Genomic DNA, 19,958 nt, shown 5'->3' with positions numbered 1-19,958 from the left:
TTTTAATCATCAAAATTCAGAATTATGCCAAGTACAGCAGAAACAGGGCACGCTAAAAACGTAGCCAACTTTGAAACTTTAATTTCATTTTGCATCGGTTATGGTGCAGCTTACAATCCGTCGAGAGACAGTTTAAAAATCGCTAATTTGCACAATCCCAGCTTACCACAGCCAAAGCAGCCCTTGCTGATTGCAAAACCAAAGAAACTGCCTTCGACAATGCTACTGACATTGGTAGAACATTTTAACGGATTGATTGAATTGGTAAGTTCTCATACCGAATACAATCCCAATGAAGAGGAACTTAAAGTGACGGCTTTACAAACTTTACTGACACAACTTAAAGCCGACAATATAAGCGTAATTAACACCCATACCGATTGGAGTAACAGCCGTCTCACCAGAGACAATGTTCTTTATGCCGATACAACAGGCTTGGTAGACACAGCTTTGAACGTAAAAGGTTATGTAAAATCATTATTCGGTGCAACAAGCCCTCAATTTGCACAAGTAAAAGGAATAGAGTTTAAAAGAGGAAAAAACTAAAGTAAAATGACACATGGTTTTAAAGACACAGTAGAGCTAATTGCCATAATTGTTAGGCAATAGACACATTTTGCAGGCAGATAATACAAAATTATCACCCGCTTTTTCAAAATTGTTGTCCGCATTGACAAATGCTACAGATGGCGATTATATAATTAATTCAAGTTTCCTATTTTAAACGATTGCTTTTACTTGAAAAGCTAAAACGAATAGTAATATTTTAAGTAAGAATCCATCTTTAGTGACTGCGTGAATAGAATGGGGTGTCATTTCTACAATTTCACTAATAGTGGTTTCTATACGTTTTCTCATTGCATTTTTAATAAAAGCATGATAAGGTTTATCTGGTTTTTTACTGTTTGATTTTCTGCATATTTTTAACTCTATCAGCTCAGTTTCTTTATATAATTCTTCTAATTCATATGCTGTATAGGCACTGTCTCCAAATAAAGAGCTCTCTGGCGGCAGATCCATAAACATTTTCTGCAAGGCTTCTACATCATGTTCGCTACCAGGTGAAAAACAAATTTCAACCGGTATACCATTTTTGGTTGTAATCAACTGTACCTTTACCCCATAAAAATATTCCCTTTTACTGGCATTGAAGCCTCTCCACTGTTCTCCTGTTAATAATTTGCTCCTGTTAATACGTATGTTATGGCAGACTTTTAATGGAAACGAATCAATGATATATTCCAACTCTGCACACAAATATTTGAACATTCTGCCAATGTGTAAAAACAACCACATCAACAGCGAGGCAACCTTATGCAACCGTTTGTTAAAACCACTCTTGCCAATCATACCAGGTATCATAGCATGTGTGCGCATATAATTAATAGCATGAAACTGGTTTCCTTTAAAATAAAGAGCTGACACTATTGCCGTGCTTATGATCTCGCTATCACTAACTTTTCGTTCCTTGTGTTCATGATGATGGATGCCTTTCAATATATCATCCACTAAACAGTAAATTCCAATAACTTTGTCCTGAAGCATTTGAGTAGAAGTTTTGTTTTCGCAACTCAAAATTATTCCTATTTCAAATGCTTCTATTTTAGGAAACTTGGGTTAATTAGTTTCTGCAAAGACAAAATTTTTATTCGCATTTATTAATAAGGCATCCGCACCAAGTCAGGCACATTTACAGGGCACACGAAAGCCACCCGCAAAGGCAACCCTTGCAAAAGAGCCTGCCTTGTTACTCTTTTCTTTGAACAAATATTGTATGACTTAGAATATTTAAAAGTGTAAATTATTATAAGGGCTACCTACAACATTGTGTTGGCAAAAGTTGGGCTGAAGTATTTGGCCCATCGGCTGTAGGATTTTTGGCCAAGCTTCTGTAATTTGGCTTTAGCTAATCGAGTCTGTAGTGGCCAAGCAAGCAGTGGGATTTCTATTGCCCAACCTTCGCAAAGCCCTGCTCGTTACCTGCAAGCGTATGACGACAGCGCAACAACGAAACAGACGACTAAAAATTGAACATTAATACAAGGACAAACCATTTTGACAACAGGTGACCAACATACAGACCATATTTCAAACGGACAGCGAGTAAGCCGACACTCATTGCCGACCCTTCTGTATTTTTTATTTTCCCCACCGCACATTTTTTTTAATTCAATTTTATTGCCACCGCACAAGTGGCACATTTGGCTTTGCCCTACCGGTAAGCCAACCCTTCAGCGAAGCGAAAAGAGCCACTTTTTCCCCACGCTCTAAGACAGTACAGACCACATAATCTCATTTTGTAGACACGCTACTTAAAATTATTTCTATAAAATGTTTGGAAGTTAGGAAACTTTGCCTACTTTTGTAGAATCATTACAAAGGTATAAATTTGAAAAAGCTGATAAAAGATATCACAAACATCCAAACCGGACTCTTTGCAAGGCCTTCTAGCATTGGTGAAGTGGTGTATTTACAATCCAAGCATTTTGACGAATTTGGGCAATTGCATTCGGTTCTTCACCCCGATTTGCTGGCTGAGGGGATTTCTGAAAAGCATTTGCTGAAAGACGGTGATGTGCTTTTTGCTGCCAAGGGAACTAAAAACTTTGCAGCCGTTTTTGAAAACCACAACGAACCTTCTGTGGCTTCCACTTCATTTTTTGTTATCAGACCAACTGACAACAAAGTGCTGCCCCAGTATTTGGCTTGGTTTCTAAATAACCATACCACACAAACCCTTTTAAAAGGGCAAGCTATCGGAACTTCCATTCCTTCTATTTCAAAACAGGTTTTAGAGAATCTGGAAATAACCATACCAAGCATTGAAACCCAAAAGACGATTCTGCAAATCACCAAACTCCGCAACAAGGAAAAGTCTTTGAAGCAGAAAATTGAAACACTAAGAGAAAAACAAATTCAGGCGATGCTGCTGGTGGCAGCTTCGCAATGATGAATGATAAATAAATGAATTATGAACGAAAGAGACACAAATATAAAACCGAATCCTTTAAAAGACAAGTCGTTTCAGTTTGCCCTGAAAATTGTAAATCTATTTCAGTTCCTTTCTGAACAAAAGAAGGAATATGTAATAAGTAAGCAACTGTTACGTTCAGGAACTTCCATTGGAGCCAATGTTCGGGAAGCACAAAACGCACAGAGTAAAGCTGATTTCATACATAAATTTTCCATTGCACAAAAGGAATGTGACGAAACACTTTACTGGCTTGAATTGCTTCATCAATCTGGACTTCTTCCAGAAGAAGAATTCACAACCATTCATAAGGACGCCAACGAGCTTTTAAAGATGCTCCGTAGCTCTATTCTAACAACGAAACAAAATATTCATCATTCATAACTCATAACTCATCATTCCAATGAAAATTTCTCAAAAAGACATCAACGATGCAGTTTGGAAAGCTTGCGACACCTTTAGAGGTAGCATCGACCCAAGCGTTTACAAAGACTATGTGCTTACCATGCTGTTCCTGAAATATCTCAGCGATGTGCATGACGATAAAATGGAAGGCTACCTGAAAAAGTACAACGGTGATATAGAACGTGCCAAACGTGCCATGCAACATGAACGTTTTATTGTACCTGAACACAGTCATTTCAAGTATTTATACGACCACCGTAATGAAGCCAATATTGGAGAACTCATCAATATTGCATTGACGGATTTGGAAGAAGCCAACCGTGAAAAACTGTACAGCGAAGATGGTGCAGGAATTTTCCAAAACATAGACTTTAACAGCAGCAAGCTGGGTGAGCCTAAGGATAAAAACACCCGCTTGAAAACCTTGCTGATTGATTTTAAATCTGACAAACTGGATTTGCGTCCTTCGCATTTAGACGGGAACGACATTATTGGTGGTGCTTACATGTTCCTGATTGAAAACTTTGCCAGTGATGCCGGGAAAAAAGCAGGTGAATTTTTTACACCAAAAGAAGTTTCTACACTCATTGCCAAACTCACCAAAAGTAAACCCGGCTCACGTATATGCGACCCTACCTGTGGTTCTGCCTCTCTTCTGATTAAAGCAGGTGAAGAAGTGGGCTCAGATAATTTTTCACTTTACGGACAAGAAGCCAACGGCAGCACTTGGGCATTGGCGGTGATGAATATGTTTTTGCATGGCTTTGATAATGCTACCATTCGCTGGGGCGATACCATCCGCAATCCTAAACTGAAAGAGGGCGATGCGCTGATGAAGTTTGATACCGTAGTAGCCAACCCGCCTTTCTCATTGGACAAATGGGGCAAGGTAGAAGATAAGGATGGAGAAAAAACCACTGTGAGCTATGACCCGGAAAGCGATAAGTACAACCGTTTTTGGAGGGGCGTGCCTCCCAAAAGCAAAGGCGACTGGGCATTTATCAGCCACATGATAGAAACACTGAACGAACACGGAAAAGCAGGTGTAGTAGTGCCGCATGGTGTATTGTTCCGTGGCAGCAGCGAAGGAAAAATAAGGCAGAAAACCATTGAAGAAAATTTGTTGGAAGCGGTGATTGGCTTACCTGCCAACCTGTTTTTCGGCACGGGCATACCGGCAGCCATTTTGGTGTTTAACAAGCAAAAAAATAGCACCAATGTTTTGTTTATTGATGCCAGCAAGCAATATGAAAGTGCCAAAAACCAAAACAAGCTGCGTGAAAGCGATATTGAACACATTGTAAAAACCTACCGGAATTTTGCTGCGGGCAAATTACAGCCCGGTGTGGTGGAAGATAAGTATAGCTATGTTGCCACTCCTGAAGAAATAAAGGAAAATGATTACAACCTGAACATTCCCCGCTATGTAGACACCTTTGAAGAAGAAGCCGAAGTAGATATTGCTGCCGTGCAAATGGAGATTGAGCAACTGGAAGCTGAATTGGTGAAAGTGCAGAGTGAGATTGAGGTTTATCTAAAACAATTAATGCAATAGTTCATGGCTAACGAGAAAAAAGCAACCATTAATGTTCAGGGGACTGCCATCACCATTGTAAGCCACAAGGAAGATGATTTTATTAGCCTGACCGACATGGCCAAAAAGTTTGGTGGCGATGATTTGATTTACAGCTGGATGCGAAATCGGAATACGTTGGAGTTTTTGGGTATTTGGGAGCAAATCCACAACCCCGATTTTAAAGGTGGCGAATTCGAGACCTTTAAAAAAGAAGCCGGGCTGAATAGTTTTCATCTTACGCCCAAGAAGTGGATTGAAGCTACACAAGCCATTGGTATTCAGAGCCGTGCTGGCAGATACGGAGGCGGTACCTATGCCCATAAGGATTTGGCTTTTGAGTTTGGCAGTTGGCTTAGCCCCGAGTTCAAACTGTATTTGATTAAGGAATTTCAACGGCTAAAAGAAGATGAAAACCGCAGACTTTCGCTGGAATGGAACCTAAACCGCACATTATCCAAAGTAAATTACCGAATCCACACCGATGCGATTAAAGAAAACATCATCCCTGCCAATATTACCAGGGAGCAAGAGCAATACATCTATGCCAATGAGGCAGATGTGCTGAATGTAGCCCTGTTTGGCCAAACTGCCCAGCAATGGCGAAAAGCCAACCCAAACAAAGAAGGCAATGTGAGGGATTATAGCACGGTGGAACAACTATTGGTATTAGCCAACCTTGAAAGTATGAATGCCGAGTTTATCCGCATGGGCTTACCACAAGGCGAACGACTGAAAAAACTCAATGCCATAGCCATTCAGCAACTGAAATCGTTGGTAGGAAATATTAACCTTAAAAAATTGGGCGATGGAAAATAGTCCGAATCAGAATTTACGGGATTTTAGAATGAACAAGATTAATAATAACAAATCCGGAAAATCCGCTCATTCTGAAAATTCTGCTTCAGAAAAATGGGAAATTCCGAGTGATTGGCTGATTAAAGAAATGGGTCAAATATGTAAGGTTAATCAAGGGCTGCAAATTCCTATTGAAGAGAGGTTAAAAGTTTTTGAACCGAACTCGAAAATTTACATTACAATTCAATTCCTTAATAATGGAAAAGATGTAGAATACATAAAGGAATACAACCAAAGCGTTTGTTGCAATGAAGATGATATTTTAATGACTCGTACTGGCAATACTGGAATAGTTGTTTCTGGGGTTTTTCATAACAACTTTTTCAAAATCAATTTTGATAAGATATTAGTCGATGGTGATTATTTAAAGGCATATTTAAGAGCAAATAAAACTCAACATGACATTCTAGTAAAAGCAGGAACGAGTACAATACCAGACCTTAATCATAAAGATTTTTACAAAATAAAAATCCCCCTCCCTCCCCTCCCCGAACAAAAAGCCATAGCCGCTTGCCTAAGCACCTGGGATAAAGCCATCCACACCACCGAAAAACTCATTGCCCAAAAAGAACTCTGCAAAAAATGGCTCATGCAGCAATTGCTTACGGGAAAGAAAAGGTTGAGGGGGTTTAAGGGGGAGTGGAAAAAATTGGGTGCAGGTGAAGTTTTCAAAAGTGTAACAAAGAAAGGATTTGCTGATGAAGAATTGCTATCAGCCACACAAGACAGAGGGATGATTCCAAGAACAATGTTGGAAGGTAGAGTAACTATGCCAACAACAGGTACAGAAGGTTTCAAATTAGTTGAAGTTGGAGATTTTGTTATCAGCTTGCGTTCATTTCAAGGTGGTTTGGAATATTCATATTACAGAGGTTTAGTAAGTCCGGCTTATACGGTTCTAAAACCGAAAAAGCCTATTAATGAAGAATTCTACAAGCAGTATTTCAAGAGCTATGATTTTATTGGGCATCTGGCTATTGCTGTTATTGGAATACGTGATGGCAAACAAATCAGTTACGATGATTTCTGCACTGTAAAAATACCTTACCCATCCATCGAAGAACAAACCGCCATTGCCCAGGTGCTGCAAGCGGCAGATAAAGAAATCAGCCTGCTCAAAGCTAAAGCAGAGAAGTTGCGGGAGCAGAAGAAGGGCTTGATGCAGGTATTGTTGACGGGGAAAAAACGTCTGAACTATGATTCATCTGATTTTTATGATGGCCATGATTCGGATGCTAAGAATATAAAATCACAGCAATCAAACGAATCAAGAAAATCATAGTTCAGACAATGATTAATGAGCAATACAAATACAGCGAACTCACTTCCAAAATTATTGGCTGTGCCATGACTGTGCACAAAACTTTAGGAAATGGATTTCAAGAGGTGATTTACCAACGTTCATTAGAAATTGAAATGCGTTTGGCAGGTATAGCTTTCAATAGAGAATTTGAAATGCCCATATTTTACAGAGAAGAGCAAATAGGAACCCGTAGAGTTGATTTCCTGGTGGATGGCGTTATTTCCGTAGAACTGAAAGCCATTTCTAAATTAGAAGATGTCCATTTTGCCCAAGCCATCAACTATTTGGAAGCCTATAATCTGGAAATTGGTTTACTGATAAACTTCGGTGAAACAAGCCTGAATTTCAAAAGGCTTACCAATAAGAAATATAAATCACAGCAATCACACGGATCAAATAAATCATAGTTCAGACAATTATGCCGCGCAAAGAAAGACATATAGTTCCCAATGCCGAAAAAGGCGGTTGGGACTCAAAACGAGAAAATGCAAAGAGAGCTTTCAAACATTTTGAGACCAAAAAGGAAGCCATGGACTGGAGCCGGGAAAAGGCGAAACAGGAAAAATCTGAATTGATACCACACGGAAAGGATGGAAAGATTCAGAATCCAAACAGTTATGGGAATGATCCCAATCCACCAAAGGATAAAAAGAGATAGATTATGCCATACAACCCAAACATACACCACCGCAAATCCATTCGCCTGAAAGGTTACGATTATTCACAGGCGGGATTGTATTTTATTACCATATGTGTACAGGACAGGTTGTGTTTGTTCGGGGAAATTGAAAACGGGGAAATGGTATGGAATGATGCGGGATGCAACGCCCATGAATGTTGGTTACAAATTCCAAATCATTTTCCCAATGTCATTTTACATGAATACATTGTAATGCCCAATCACGTTCACGGTATCATCGAATTGGTAGGGGCGAATAATTATTCGCCCGAAACCAGGGCGAATGAAAATGGGGCGAAATATTTTTCGCCCCTACGGTCACCGTCAAAAACCATTGGGTCCATTGTTGGGGGGTATAAAATTGGCGTTACAAAATGGTTTCGTGAAAATGGTATCATGGATACAATATGGCAACGCAATTATTGGGAACACATCATTCGTGATGAACAATCCCATCATCCATCATCGAATTGCCACATACATCATCAACAACCCGAAAAATTGGGAGAACGATAAATTATATCAATGATAAGAACATAATTATGGCATATAAAATACCACAACTCCCTTTGGATTTCGATATAGAAACCAAAGCCATCCTAAAAAAAACGGCTGCTGCCCGCAGTGCCTTGGCCGAGATGAAAGGGGCTGCCATGAGCATTCCGAATGAAAGTATTCTTATCAGTACCCTTTCCTTGCAGGAAGCCAAAGACAGTTCGGCCATTGAGAACATCATCACCACGAATGATGAATTGTTTCAGTCGGATTTTATGGCAAAGAATTTTAAAACCCTTGCTAGTAAGGAAGTACACAACTATGCAGAGGCATTAAGATGGGGATTTCAAACCGTGAGGCAACAGGGATTTTTGTCGAACAACCACATCATAGAAATACAGGCAACCATAGAAGAAAACCGGGCTGGTTTTCGCAAAGTTCCGGGAACGGAACTTAAAAACGAACAAACCGGGGAAGTGGTGTACACCCCGCCTCAAACCCACGATGAAGTGGTGGCCCACATGAACAACCTGGAGCAGTTTATGAATGTTAGTGAACTCAGTGATTGGGACCCGCTGGTAAAAATGGCCATTATCCACCATCAGTTTGAGAGCATCCACCCTTTTTATGACGGCAACGGAAGAACGGGCAGGATTATCAATATCCTATATCTGGTAAAAGAAGGCATGCTGAATTTGCCCATCCTGTATTTAAGCCGCTACATTAACCAAAACAAAGGCGACTATTACCGTCTGCTACAAAAAGTCCGTACCGAAAATGCCTGGGAAGAATGGGTACTGTATATCCTGGATGGTGTGGAGCAGACTTCCTTACAAACCATTAAAATCATTGAAGGGATTAAGAAGCTAATGCAAAGCCATAAGGATAGAATAAGGACGGAGCTCCCTAAAATTTATAGTCAGGATTTGTTGAACAACTTATTCCGGCACCCCTACACCAAGATTGACTTTGTGATGGAAGAAACTGGTGTAAGCCGCAAAACTGCCGCCAAATACCTTGATGAATTGGATAAGCTTGGCATAGTAAGCAAACAAAAGATTTGGAAGGATAACTATTACATTAATTCCGATTTATACAACCTTTTACAAAATGTCAGCAAATTATAGTCATTGGCAAGTACCAGTAGAATTTACCCATGAAGGGCTTGTCATAGGTAAAATATTCGATTTTCTACCTATGAAAATCGATTCAAGGGCAAAAACAGGGAAAAATTATCCATGAGCAAGGTATCGTGTATAGAAAATGCCCAAAACCTATACATGACAAACCCAACATGTAAAGAAAACCGCTCTTTTCTATACATAAATACGGTTCATAACTCATCATTCATCATTCATAACTCATAAAGTGGACACTCCAAGTTTTAAAGAAGACCATATCAGCCAGATTCCGGCAATGCAAATGCTGGTGAATTTGGGTTATACCTATTTAAGTCCGGCAGAAGCGGAAAGGTTAAGAGGTGGAAAAACTACCAATGTATTGCTGGAAGATGTACTGCGAAGGCAATTGAAGGAAATAAACAGCATACGAGTAAGTGCTACCAAAACCAGCATTTTCACAGACGAGAATATAGAACGGGGCATATTGGCTTTGAAGAATCTGCCCATGAACGAGGGTTACATAGCAGCCAGTGAAAAGGTTTACAACCTGCTCACCTTAGGTCAGGCATTGGAACAAAGTGTAGATGGCGACAAAAAGAGTTTCACCCTTCAATACATTGACTGGAAAAACATCAGCAACAATGTATTTCACGTAACAGAAGAATTCAGTGTAATGCGAAGCACTAGTAAAGAGCATTACCGCCCCGATTTGGTATTGTTTGTAAATGGCATTCCGCTTTGCATAATTGAATGCAAACGACCTGACATGAAAGAACCCTTGAAACAGGCTATCAGTCAGCATTTGCGTAATCAACAAGAAGATGGAATCAGAAGCCTGTATGTGTATTCGCAATTCACTTTGAGTATTGCCACACAAGAAGCGGCTTATGCTACTAACGCCACACCCGAAAAGTTCTGGGCAAAGTGGCAGGAGAAATTTAGCAATGATGAAGAAGAACGCAACTATAAAAACAAATTACATGAACTCAAAAATAAGCCACTACCAGTTTCAATAAAAGAACAATTGTTTTCAGACCGCTTCAAATATGTTCGCCAGTACTTTGATGCAATAGAGCAAGAAGAAATTCTGCCCACCGAACAGGACAATTATTTGTATGGATTGTGTCGTCCTGAACGATTGATGGATATTGTTTTCAATTACGTTTTGTTTGACAATGGAGAAAAGAAAGTTGCCCGATATCAGCAGTTTTTCGCCATTAAAAAATCTATGCAACGCATCAGAAATGTGGAGAACGGAAAACGAAAAGGAGGCGTAATCTGGCATACACAAGGAAGTGGAAAATCGTTGACCATGGTAATGTTGGCACAAGCCATTGCCATGGAACCCAGCATACGCAATCCAAAAATAGTATTGGTAACAGATAGAACCGATTTAGATAACCAAATTACGAGCACGTTCAGGAAGTGTGGCAAGTTTGTAGAAAACGCTACTACTGGACAGCGATTAGTGGAATTACTGGAAAGCAAAAGCGATGCAGTGGTTACGACTATCATCAACAAGTTTGTGGCTGCAGTAAAGAAAATCAATCAACCATTAGAAAGCCATGACATCTTTGTTCTGATAGATGAAGGTCACCGAACACAGCACGGGACTTTTAATGTGGACATGCAGAAAACATTGCCCAATGCATGTTTTATTGCCATGACTGGAACACCGCTATTCAAAAAGGACAAAAGCACAGCAGCCAAATTTGGTGGCGTAATTGATGCTTACACTGTTGACCAGGCAGTTAAAGACAAAGCAGTTGTTCCTTTGCTCTATGAAGGACGATTGGCTTTGCAGGATGTAAATGCCAGTCCGATAGACACTTTCTTCGGGATGGTGTCAGAGCCATTAACCGAATATCAAAAAGCAGATATCAAGAAAAAGTTTGCTCGTTACGACCACCTAAACTCAGCCGAGCAAAAAATGCGAATGATTGCTTGGGATATCAGCTATCATTTTCGAGACAATTGGCAAGGAAAAACACCATTCAAAGGGCAATTAGTTTGTGATAAAAAAGTGAATGCCATCAAGTACAAAGAATATTTGGATGAAATAGGTATTGTAAGTAGCGAAGTGTTGATTTCATCTATTGATGAACGAGAGGGTGAAGAAAGTGCTTATGAGAAGTCAACTGAAAAGGAAAATCAGTTTTGGAAAAAAATGATGGACGAACATGGCAATTCAAAAAGCTATGAGAAAAACATCATCAGCCGTTTCAAGAATCAAAAAGACCCGGAAATCATCATCGTAGTTGACAAATTGCTTACTGGCTTTGATGAACCTAAAAACACCGTTTTATATCTCACTAGAAATTTACAAGGGCATAAGTTATTACAAGCCATTGCAAGGGTAAACCGTATTTATCCTGACAAGGAATTTGGTTACATCATTGACTACTATGGTGTGATTGAAAATCTGGATGATGCTTTGCAGATGTACTCTTCATTTGAAGATTTTGATGAAGAAGATTTAGCAGGAACACTCACCAATATTTCGGAGGAAATTAAAAAGCTTCCGCAAAAACATTCAGACCTTTGGGATATTTTTAAAACCATAGCCAACAAAAGAGATGCAGAAGCCTATCAGCAATTATTGAAAGATGAAGCGATACGGGTTTTGTTTTACGATAAACTAGCAACCTTTGCCAAGAGTTTGAAACTGGCATTGTCCTCTATCCAATTTCATAAGGAAGTAGAGGAAAAGGTTATCAATCGTTACAAAGAAGATTTAGCTATGTTTTTGAAGTTACGATTGGCTGTAGTTGAACGATACAGCGATGAAATTGACTACAAACAATACGAAGGACAAATTCAAAAACTGATTGACACACACATCACTACAGAAAAAATTGAAACCATCACTGAACTGATAAACATTTTCGATAAGGATAAATTTCAGCAAGAAGTAGAAAACACCACTGGCAAAGCAGCCAAAGCAGATAAGATTGCGAGCAGAACAGCGAAGCACATTACGGAGAAAATGGATGAAGACCCTGCTTTTTACAAGAAGTTTTCGCAAATGCTAAAAGAAACGATTGCCGACTATGAAGCCAAGAGAATCAGTGAAGCACAATACCTGAGCAGAGTTCAAGATATTATGAACAGTGTTTTGGCTCATACCGACAATGATATACCGGAGCAATTGAAGAACAGAGATGTAGCCAAAGCTTTTTATGGGTTGACAGTTGAAGCACTTTCTGACAAAATTCAAGACAATATAGTTCGCAAAGAGGTCGCAACACAAACGGCTTTACAAATTGACGACCTGATTCAAGATTCTGTTTTAGACAGCGGAAAACCCATTATTGACTGGCAATTCAAAACAAACATTACAGGAAAATTGCTGATTGAAATTGGCGACTATCTGATTGATGAAGTACGAGACAAATACAACGTTGACTTGTCATTTAAAGACATGGACAAGATTGCAGAAGATTGTATTGAAGTAGCTAAAATCCGTTACAAATGATGATAGCAGCTATACAATTTGGAAGCAGAACAATAGATTTTCGTTTGGAGTATTCAGACAGAAAATCCCTTGGTATTACTGTAACACCTGAAATGGAAGTGTTGGTAAAAGCACCAACAGACACAACCATTGAAAAAGTGAAAGAGAAAATCAGAAAAAAAGCACCTTGGATTATTAAACAACAAAGCTTCTTTCTTTCCTTTCAACCAAAAACACCGAAAAGAAAATATATAAGCGGTGAAACACATTTGTATTTAGGCAGACAATACCGCTTGCAAATTATAATTGCTAAGGAGGAATCTGTAAAACTAAAAGGCAAATTCATTGAAGTAACAGCGAGTGAAAAATCAAGAGCAAAGGACTTATTAGACAATTGGTATTTACAACATGCACGGACAAAGTTCCATGCAATTGCTGAACCACTGATTGACAAATTCAAAAAACACAAAGTTGAACCAAGTTCAATTGTCTTGCGTGACATGCCGACACGTTGGGGCAGTTGCACACCAAAAGGAAAAATCATTTTAAATCCTGAATTGATAAAGGCACCCAAAGGCTGTATTGAATATGTGATTATACATGAACTTTGTCACTTAATACATCACGACCATACACAGAAATTTATAGATTTACAGACTAAGGAAATGAAAGACTGGGAAAAGTGGAAAATGAAATTAGAAAAATTACTAGCATGAGAAGCCTACGCACAAAAGCACACACATTTGCAAGCCGCACATGCCCAAGCACAAACCAAAGCTTGCAAAAGAGTGTGCTTTTCACCAGCCCAAAAAGAAATTCATTTTTTTCTTCCCTCCCTTCGGTGTTTTATTTTTTCGCCACCCTCAGCCGAAACAAAAACGGTTGGACAGAAACAGCGAAAACCTTTACTGACAGCGGTTTGACAATAACGGAGGACAGAAGGCCAGCTTGTAACACGGGTTTGGCAAAAGTGGCGGTTAAGTGCTCCGCAGACAGTTTTGTGGTTAATCAAACATTGGTTCTCCGCATCAACATTCGTGGTGAAAATCGCCACCTTCGCCAAGCCCGAAACCGTTAGCGGTCACCCTATTGCGACATCCTACAAAAAAATTAACTTGCGAAGATGAATGATTTGATTTCTCCAAAATATCAGATGAAACTTGTTAAGTCGGTTAGTGAAGCTATTTGGTTAGAATTTCCAACTTACGAACAAGTTAGATATTACATTGACAAATGGCACGAAGACAATTACGAACCAAATGGTTTCAACAATAACTATTGGGAGAACTTTAGAGTTATAGAAAAGGACAATAAGAAAATAGATTTACTTGCGACACTTAGTTCAATGGATGGTACAACGCTGCTAAAAATTGCTATTGACTTAGGAGTTGATACACCTGATTTCATTCCCTCAATTCCGACATTTAAAAACGAACTTAAATCCGAATATAAAACAGCTTATGACACTTTTTCAAAAGCTTACAAACAAATTGAGGCAGACCCAAGTTTAGCTGTTGGACTTGCTAATTCAGCACTTGAAAGCATTATCAAAGAAATTTTAAAAGACGATAGGATTTCTAGTAAAACAACAGGCGGCGAAACTCTTTATAAATTGACATCAATAATTTTAAAGGAGTTCAACTTGACAAACGATGAACATCCTAAAGAGATTAAGACTATTGCAAGTTCACTTTTAGCGATAAACCAGACCATTGAAAAATTGCGAAGTGAAAAGACAGATTTCCATGGAAAGACCGAAGATGATTATCTAATCAATGACACGGTTTACACTTATTTTATCATCAACAGTGTTGCTACGGTTGGACTTTTTCTTAATTCATATTACAAGACAAAGTTTCCAAAGCCACAACCAACACAAGTAGTACAAGAAATAGACGACTTGCCATTTTGAGAGAGAAGGGTGAACCGCTAACATGAACTGTGCTGCAAGTGTGGCTGGACGTTGTTAGCATCATCAGCAGTTCGCTACTCGGCTTCAGTCCGGGCTTGACGGAATTCTTTGTGTACATCAAGGCCACAGAAAATGGTACTACCTGTGAAATCTAATTGATTAACTTTAGCCATGGAAATGAAGTTTTAAAATGAGCGGATATTTTACTCTTAAATTTAAGCGAGTATCCTGTCAACTCATACATAAGACCTAATGCCACACCTGCAGCAAGCCCTGTTCGTTACCTGCAAGCGTATGACGACAGCGCAACAACGAAACAGACGACTAAAAATTGAACATTAATACAAGGACAAACCATTTTGACAACAGGTGACCAACATACAGACCATATTTCAAACGGACAGCGAGTAAGCCGACACTCATTGCCTACCCTTCCGTATTTTTTATTTTCCCCACCGCACATTTTTTTAATTCAATTTTATTGCCACCGCACAAATGGCACATTTGGTTTTGCCCGACACAAAAGCCAACGCTTCGCAAAACCAAAAGAGCCATTTTTTTGCCCACGCACTTATGACGACAATGCAACTATAAAACTTAACTTAGCAGACTATAAAATCTTTACATATTAAGACCGAGAAATGGCGAAAAAAGCAAAAGAAAATATTGAAGAACCCTTAGAGAAGAAGCTCTGGAAAGCGGCTGACAAGCTCCGTAAAAACATGGATGCTGCCGAATACAAGCATGTGGTTTTAGGACTGATTTTCCTGAAATATATCTCTGATGCTTTTGAAGAGCTTTATAACAAACTGAAAGAGGGTAAAGGCGACTATGAAGGAGCCGACCCCGAAGACAAAAATGAATATGTAGCCGAAAAAGTGTTTTATGTGCCACCTTCTGCCCGTTGGACATGGCTGCAAGGCAGAGCCAAATTGCCCACCATTGGCAAAGACATTGACGATGCCATGGATGCCATTGAAAAAGACAATCCATCATTGAAAGGCGTTTTGCCCAAAGTGTATGCACAGGAAAAATTAGACAAAGGCAGTTTAGGTGGACTGGTTGACTTGGTTAGCACTGCCACTTTAGGAACGAAAGAAGCCCAAAGCAAAGACTTGTTGGGCAGAGTGTTTGAATATTTCTTAGGCGAATTTGCTTTGGCAGAAGGCAAGAAAGGCGGACAGTTCTATACGCCTGAAAGTGTGGTAAAACTATTGGTTGAAATGCTTGAACCCTATGAGGGCAGAGTTTTTGACCCTTGCTGCGGAAGCGGTGGCATGTTTGTGCAAAGCGAAAAATTCATTAAAGCCCATCAGGATTACTATAAGAAAAACAAAGGCAAAAAACTTTCATTAAACCCTGCCGACCATATTTCTATTTACGGACAGGAAAGCAACCAAACCACCTGGCGACTGGCAAAAATGAACCTTGCCATTAGAGGTATTGACAGCAGTAATGTAAAATGGAACAACGAAGGCAGTTTTTTAAACGATGCACACAAAGACCTGAAGGCCGATTACATCATTGCCAATCCTCCGTTTAACGACAGCGACTGGAGCGGTGAACTCTTACAAAAAGATGCACGCTGGCAATACGGCGTGCCTCCGAGTGGCAATGCAAACTACGCATGGATACAACATTTCCTCTATCATCTTGCGCCCAACGGACAAGCCGGATTTGTCTTATCCAAAGGTTCACTCACCAGCAACAGCAGTGGCGAAGATGTGATACGCAAAGCCCTGGTAGATGGCGATTTGATTGACTGCATTGTAAACCTGCCTACCAAACTGTTTTTGAACACGCAGATACCCGCCTGCCTGTGGTTTATGAAAAAGAACAAGCAGCAGCGCAAGGGTGAGATTCTTTTTATTGATGCCCGAAACATGGGCCACCTCATTAACCGTAGAACACGGGAGCTGAGCCAAGAAGATATTGAAAAAATTGCGCAGACTTACCACAACTGGCGCACAGACGAAGGCAAATACAGCGATGAACAGGGCTTTTGCAAAAGCGCCACGCTGGAAGAAGTAAAAGCATTAAACTATGCCCTTACTCCCGGCCGATATGTAGGCCTGGCTGAAGAAGAAGACGATTTCAATTTTGCCGAACGCTTTACTTCTTTAAAAGCAGAATTGGAAAAACAAATTGCCGAAGAAGATGCATTGAACGAAAGAATAAGAAGGAATTTGGAAAAATTGGATTTACCAAATAATTGAAAAACATGTTTACAACAGAACAAGCACAATATCTTTTGCAACTGCCTAAAAAGGTAGAAACGAATGGTTTGTTGAAAGATGAAATTTCATTTACACAACCTTTTCCTTTTACTCAGAAATACACACTTATTTCGCCTGACGATGCAGACTTTGTTTTTATTTATGATATAACACAAAGCCAAAAGAACCAATTTAAACTTTCATTGTATCTGTTGGAAGGCGAAACCAAAATAGGATTATTAAGAGTTGATTACAGCGGTCAACACAAAAACCCTGAAATAATAACTGATAAAGTCCCTGAAATTTTTCATCCTTTTGCAGGAATGTTTTTTGACTACCACGACCATCACATTCACTACTATGTGGAAGGATATAAAACAACTTTAGATTGGGCTTTGCCACTGACAAATGACAATTTCCCGGTTAAAAGCATTACGGCATCTGCCGATGTGTTAGAGGTCTTTCAACGCTTTAATGAGATAATAAATTTAAAAACGATATTTAGAATAAATCCCATACTGATATGAACAACTGGGTAAACGAATTAATAGATAAATACTACGACTTCCTTAAAGGAAGAACTTCGGTAATTACCGAAACAGGAAGCAATTGGGCTGTAATCAGCACTCCGTTCATTGGCTTATTCAATGACACACTGGAAGTTTATGCTAAAAAGGATAACGGCAAAATTCTTATGTCAGATGATGGAGTTACAATTAAAAATTTGGATTTAATTGGCTCACCTATTTCCCGTTCTCCAAAGCGAAAAGATTTGCTTGAACGAATATTGTTGACTTACGGCATTCAATTACAAGATGACGAGCTTATTGTTGAAGCAACAGAAAACAATTTTGCCCAAAAAAAGCATAATTTAATTTCTGCCATTTCAGAAATTAATGACATGTATATGATGGCTAAACATACGGTTGCTTCCGTATTTAAAGAAGATGTGCAGGGATATTTAGACGAACAGCAAATCATTTATACACCACAGTTTATTTCCAAAGGAAGCACAGGTTTGGAGTTCACTTTTGATTTTCAAATTGCTTACCGTGAAAAAGAAATTGTTTTGAAGTCATTTAATACTTTGAATAAACTCAACCTGCCCAATTTTTTATTCACTTGGGAAGACATAAAAAGTGTGAGGGAAAGAGTAACTAATAAGCAAGTAATAGGCCTGGCTGTAATTAATGATGAAGAAAAAGAAATACAGGAAGAATATTTGGATGCTTTACGAAGCAAAAATGCGGATTTCATACTTTGGAGCCAAAGGCATACTCCCGAAAACATTGGCAAACTCAAAATAGCTGCATAACATGAGTGAGTGGAAGGAATATAAACTATCTGATCTATGTGAGCTTATTGGAGGTGGTACACCTAAAACGTCCGTTCCTGAATATTGGAATGGAGATATTCCTTGGCTATCGGTAACTGACTTTAATACGGGGAGAAAATATTGTTATGATGCTGAGAAAAAAATTACTGAAAAGGGATTGAAAGAAAGCAGCACGAAAATTTTGAAAAAAGGGCAAATAATCATCTCAGCGAGAGGAACTGTTGGAGTGATATCAATGCTCGGACGGGACATGGCATTTAATCAATCTAACTATGGAATCAATGCAAAGGAAGGACTAACAACTAATGATTTTATTTATTATCTATTAAAAGATAACATTTCACAGTTCATTTCGAATTCTTATGGTGCTGTTTTTGATACTATTACCAAACAGACATTTGAACAGATAACTGTTTCCCTCCCCCCGCTCCCCGAACAAACCGCCATAGCCGAAGTATTAAGCAGCTTAGACGACAAAATAGACCTGCTGCACCGCCAAAACAAAACCTTAGAACAATTAGCCGAAACGCTTTTCAGGCAGTGGTTTGTGGAGGGTAATACTTCAACTGAAATTATTGAACTTGGTTCTTTGGTTAACACTATAAACGGAGTTTCATACAAAAGCACTGAACTAAATCCATCAACAACTGCAATGGTTTCATTGAAAAGCTTTGATAGAAATGGTGGTTTTAGAATTGATGGATTTAAAGAATTCACAGGAAAATATAAGGAGCAACAAACTGTAAAAGAAGGGGATTTAGTTGTTGCTCATACTGACATTACTCAAGATGCTGAAGTTATTGGTAATCCAGCATTAGTATTGGGCAATCCCAAATATGAAACAATGGTAATCTCAATGGACATGGTAAAAGTTATTCCTAAAATTGATTGGATATCTATTGAGTTTCTATATTACTTAATGAGAACAAGAGAATTTAAGGGACATTGTGAAGGAAACGCAAATGGTTCAACTGTTTTGCATCTAAGTAAACAAGCAATACCAACTTTTGAGTTCGTTAAACCTAATAAAGAAAAAGCAATTGAGTTTACAAAACATGCGAAAGAACTTACTTTAAAAATTTTTGAAAACCACAAACAAATCCGCACGCTAACCCAGCTGCGGGATACCTTGCTGCCTAAGTTGATGAGCGGGGAAATACGTCTGAATTATGATTTTAAGGATTAAAGGATAATAGGAATATGAAACACGAAGTATTGACTCATAGAATCATTGGTTGTGCCATGAAAGTGCATAGCACATTAGGCAATGGCTTTCAGGAAGTGATATATCAAAGGGCGTTAGCCATAGAAATGAGTAAGCAAGGCTTGGATTTTCAACGTGAAATGGAAATGATTGTTTTTTACGAAGGCAAAGATATTGGCACCCGCAGAGTGGATTTTTTTGTGGAAGGCATTATTATGGTGGAATTGAAAGCATTAATAAAACTGGAAGATGTGCATCTGGCACAAGCTATGAACTATTGTCAGGCATACAACCTGCCAATAGGTCTGCTGATAAATTTCGGTGCCAAAAGTTTAGAGTTCAAGAGAGTGTATAATGTCAATCATCCTGACAATAAAGACTACATCAAAAACAATCCTAAAATCTCAAAATCCTCAAAATCCTAATTCTGA

Annotated in this window: 19 protein-coding genes; 18 read left to right on the top strand and 1 reads right to left on the bottom strand. The window is 39.0% G+C overall.

What is annotated here, in order from left to right; all coding sequences use genetic code 11:
• Positions 1-24: 24 nt before the first annotated feature.
• Positions 25-546: a hypothetical protein gene (locus AC3QLY_RS04305; RefSeq protein ID WP_492990728.1), complete on the top strand. Its 522-nt coding sequence runs from the start codon at positions 25-27 to the stop codon at positions 544-546.
• Between the two features lie 174 nt (positions 547-720).
• Here the strand turns inward: AC3QLY_RS04305 and AC3QLY_RS04300 are convergent, their stop codons facing one another.
• On the bottom strand, positions 721-1,545 hold the full coding sequence (locus AC3QLY_RS04300; protein ID WP_075051507.1) for an IS982 family transposase: 825 nt from the start codon (positions 1,543-1,545) through the stop codon (positions 721-723).
• An 844-nt stretch (positions 1,546-2,389) separates the two neighbouring features.
• Between AC3QLY_RS04300 and AC3QLY_RS04295 the strand changes: the two genes are divergently transcribed.
• The 17 genes from AC3QLY_RS04295 (at position 2,390) to AC3QLY_RS04215 (ending at position 19,952) form a co-directional block, all read left to right on the top strand.
• A complete protein-coding gene (locus AC3QLY_RS04295) occupies positions 2,390-2,950 on the top strand; it encodes a restriction endonuclease subunit S (RefSeq protein WP_074419126.1) in 561 nt (186 codons plus the stop codon).
• A gap of 21 nt (positions 2,951-2,971) precedes the next feature.
• Complete coding sequence (locus AC3QLY_RS04290; RefSeq protein ID WP_074419127.1) at positions 2,972-3,355, top strand: four helix bundle protein; 384 nt, start codon at positions 2,972-2,974, stop codon at positions 3,353-3,355.
• Between the two features lie 19 nt (positions 3,356-3,374).
• Positions 3,375-4,931 carry a type I restriction-modification system subunit M gene (locus tag AC3QLY_RS04285; RefSeq protein WP_492990725.1) on the top strand — a complete coding sequence of 519 codons (1,557 nt, stop codon included), beginning with the start codon at positions 3,375-3,377 and terminating at the stop codon, positions 4,929-4,931.
• 3 nt (positions 4,932-4,934) lie between these two features.
• Entirely contained in the window at positions 4,935-5,768 is an 834-nt protein-coding gene (locus tag AC3QLY_RS04280; protein WP_492990723.1) for a KilA-N domain-containing protein, read from the top strand.
• Positions 5,758-7,089 (top strand): restriction endonuclease subunit S, encoded by a 1,332-nt coding sequence (locus AC3QLY_RS04275; RefSeq protein WP_492990721.1) that lies wholly within the window; start codon positions 5,758-5,760, stop codon positions 7,087-7,089. Before AC3QLY_RS04280 ends, AC3QLY_RS04275 begins: the two co-directional genes overlap by 11 nt.
• Positions 7,090-7,097: 8 nt before the next feature.
• The gene (locus AC3QLY_RS04270; protein ID WP_492990719.1) at positions 7,098-7,517 is read left to right on the top strand and encodes a GxxExxY protein; all 420 of its coding nucleotides are present in this window, start codon (positions 7,098-7,100) and stop codon (positions 7,515-7,517) included.
• Between the two features lie 11 nt (positions 7,518-7,528).
• Positions 7,529-7,768, top strand: a complete 240-nt coding sequence (locus AC3QLY_RS04265; RefSeq protein WP_074419132.1) for a DUF2188 domain-containing protein — start codon at positions 7,529-7,531, stop codon at positions 7,766-7,768.
• Between the two features lie 3 nt (positions 7,769-7,771).
• Positions 7,772-8,305: a transposase gene (locus AC3QLY_RS04260; protein WP_218331317.1), complete on the top strand. Its 534-nt coding sequence runs from the start codon at positions 7,772-7,774 to the stop codon at positions 8,303-8,305.
• A 26-nt stretch (positions 8,306-8,331) separates the two neighbouring features.
• Positions 8,332-9,411 carry a Fic family protein gene (locus AC3QLY_RS04255; RefSeq protein ID WP_074419133.1) on the top strand — a complete coding sequence of 360 codons (1,080 nt, stop codon included), beginning with the start codon at positions 8,332-8,334 and terminating at the stop codon, positions 9,409-9,411.
• A gap of 241 nt (positions 9,412-9,652) precedes the next feature.
• Positions 9,653-12,880, top strand: a complete 3,228-nt coding sequence (locus AC3QLY_RS04250; RefSeq protein ID WP_074419861.1) for a type I restriction endonuclease subunit R — start codon at positions 9,653-9,655, stop codon at positions 12,878-12,880.
• Positions 12,877-13,575, top strand: a complete 699-nt coding sequence (locus tag AC3QLY_RS04245) for a M48 family metallopeptidase (RefSeq protein WP_218836736.1) — start codon at positions 12,877-12,879, stop codon at positions 13,573-13,575. Before AC3QLY_RS04250 ends, AC3QLY_RS04245 begins: the two co-directional genes overlap by 4 nt.
• A gap of 407 nt (positions 13,576-13,982) precedes the next feature.
• Positions 13,983-14,771 (top strand): abortive infection family protein, encoded by a 789-nt coding sequence (locus AC3QLY_RS04240; RefSeq protein ID WP_074419430.1) that lies wholly within the window; start codon positions 13,983-13,985, stop codon positions 14,769-14,771.
• Between the two features lie 641 nt (positions 14,772-15,412).
• Complete coding sequence (locus tag AC3QLY_RS04235; RefSeq protein ID WP_492990715.1) at positions 15,413-16,987, top strand: class I SAM-dependent DNA methyltransferase; 1,575 nt, start codon at positions 15,413-15,415, stop codon at positions 16,985-16,987.
• Positions 16,988-16,992: 5 nt separating this feature from the next.
• Positions 16,993-17,514 (top strand): DUF6978 family protein, encoded by a 522-nt coding sequence (locus tag AC3QLY_RS04230; RefSeq protein ID WP_074419428.1) that lies wholly within the window; start codon positions 16,993-16,995, stop codon positions 17,512-17,514.
• Positions 17,511-18,302, top strand: coding sequence for a DUF1828 domain-containing protein (locus AC3QLY_RS04225; RefSeq protein WP_074419427.1), 792 nt, complete (start codon positions 17,511-17,513; stop codon positions 18,300-18,302). Before AC3QLY_RS04230 ends, AC3QLY_RS04225 begins: the two co-directional genes overlap by 4 nt.
• A 1-nt stretch (position 18,303) precedes the next feature.
• The gene (locus tag AC3QLY_RS04220; RefSeq protein ID WP_074419426.1) at positions 18,304-19,509 is read left to right on the top strand and encodes a restriction endonuclease subunit S; all 1,206 of its coding nucleotides are present in this window, start codon (positions 18,304-18,306) and stop codon (positions 19,507-19,509) included.
• A 14-nt stretch (positions 19,510-19,523) separates the two neighbouring features.
• Positions 19,524-19,952, top strand: coding sequence for a GxxExxY protein (locus AC3QLY_RS04215; protein ID WP_074419425.1), 429 nt, complete (start codon positions 19,524-19,526; stop codon positions 19,950-19,952).
• Positions 19,953-19,958 lie beyond the last annotated feature (6 nt).

It is taken from the genome of Hydrotalea sp. GW822-HT8A01, assembly GCF_058798575.1.
Note: the sequence above shows the minus strand (reverse complement) of the source record. Positions and strands in the feature narration are given on the sequence as shown.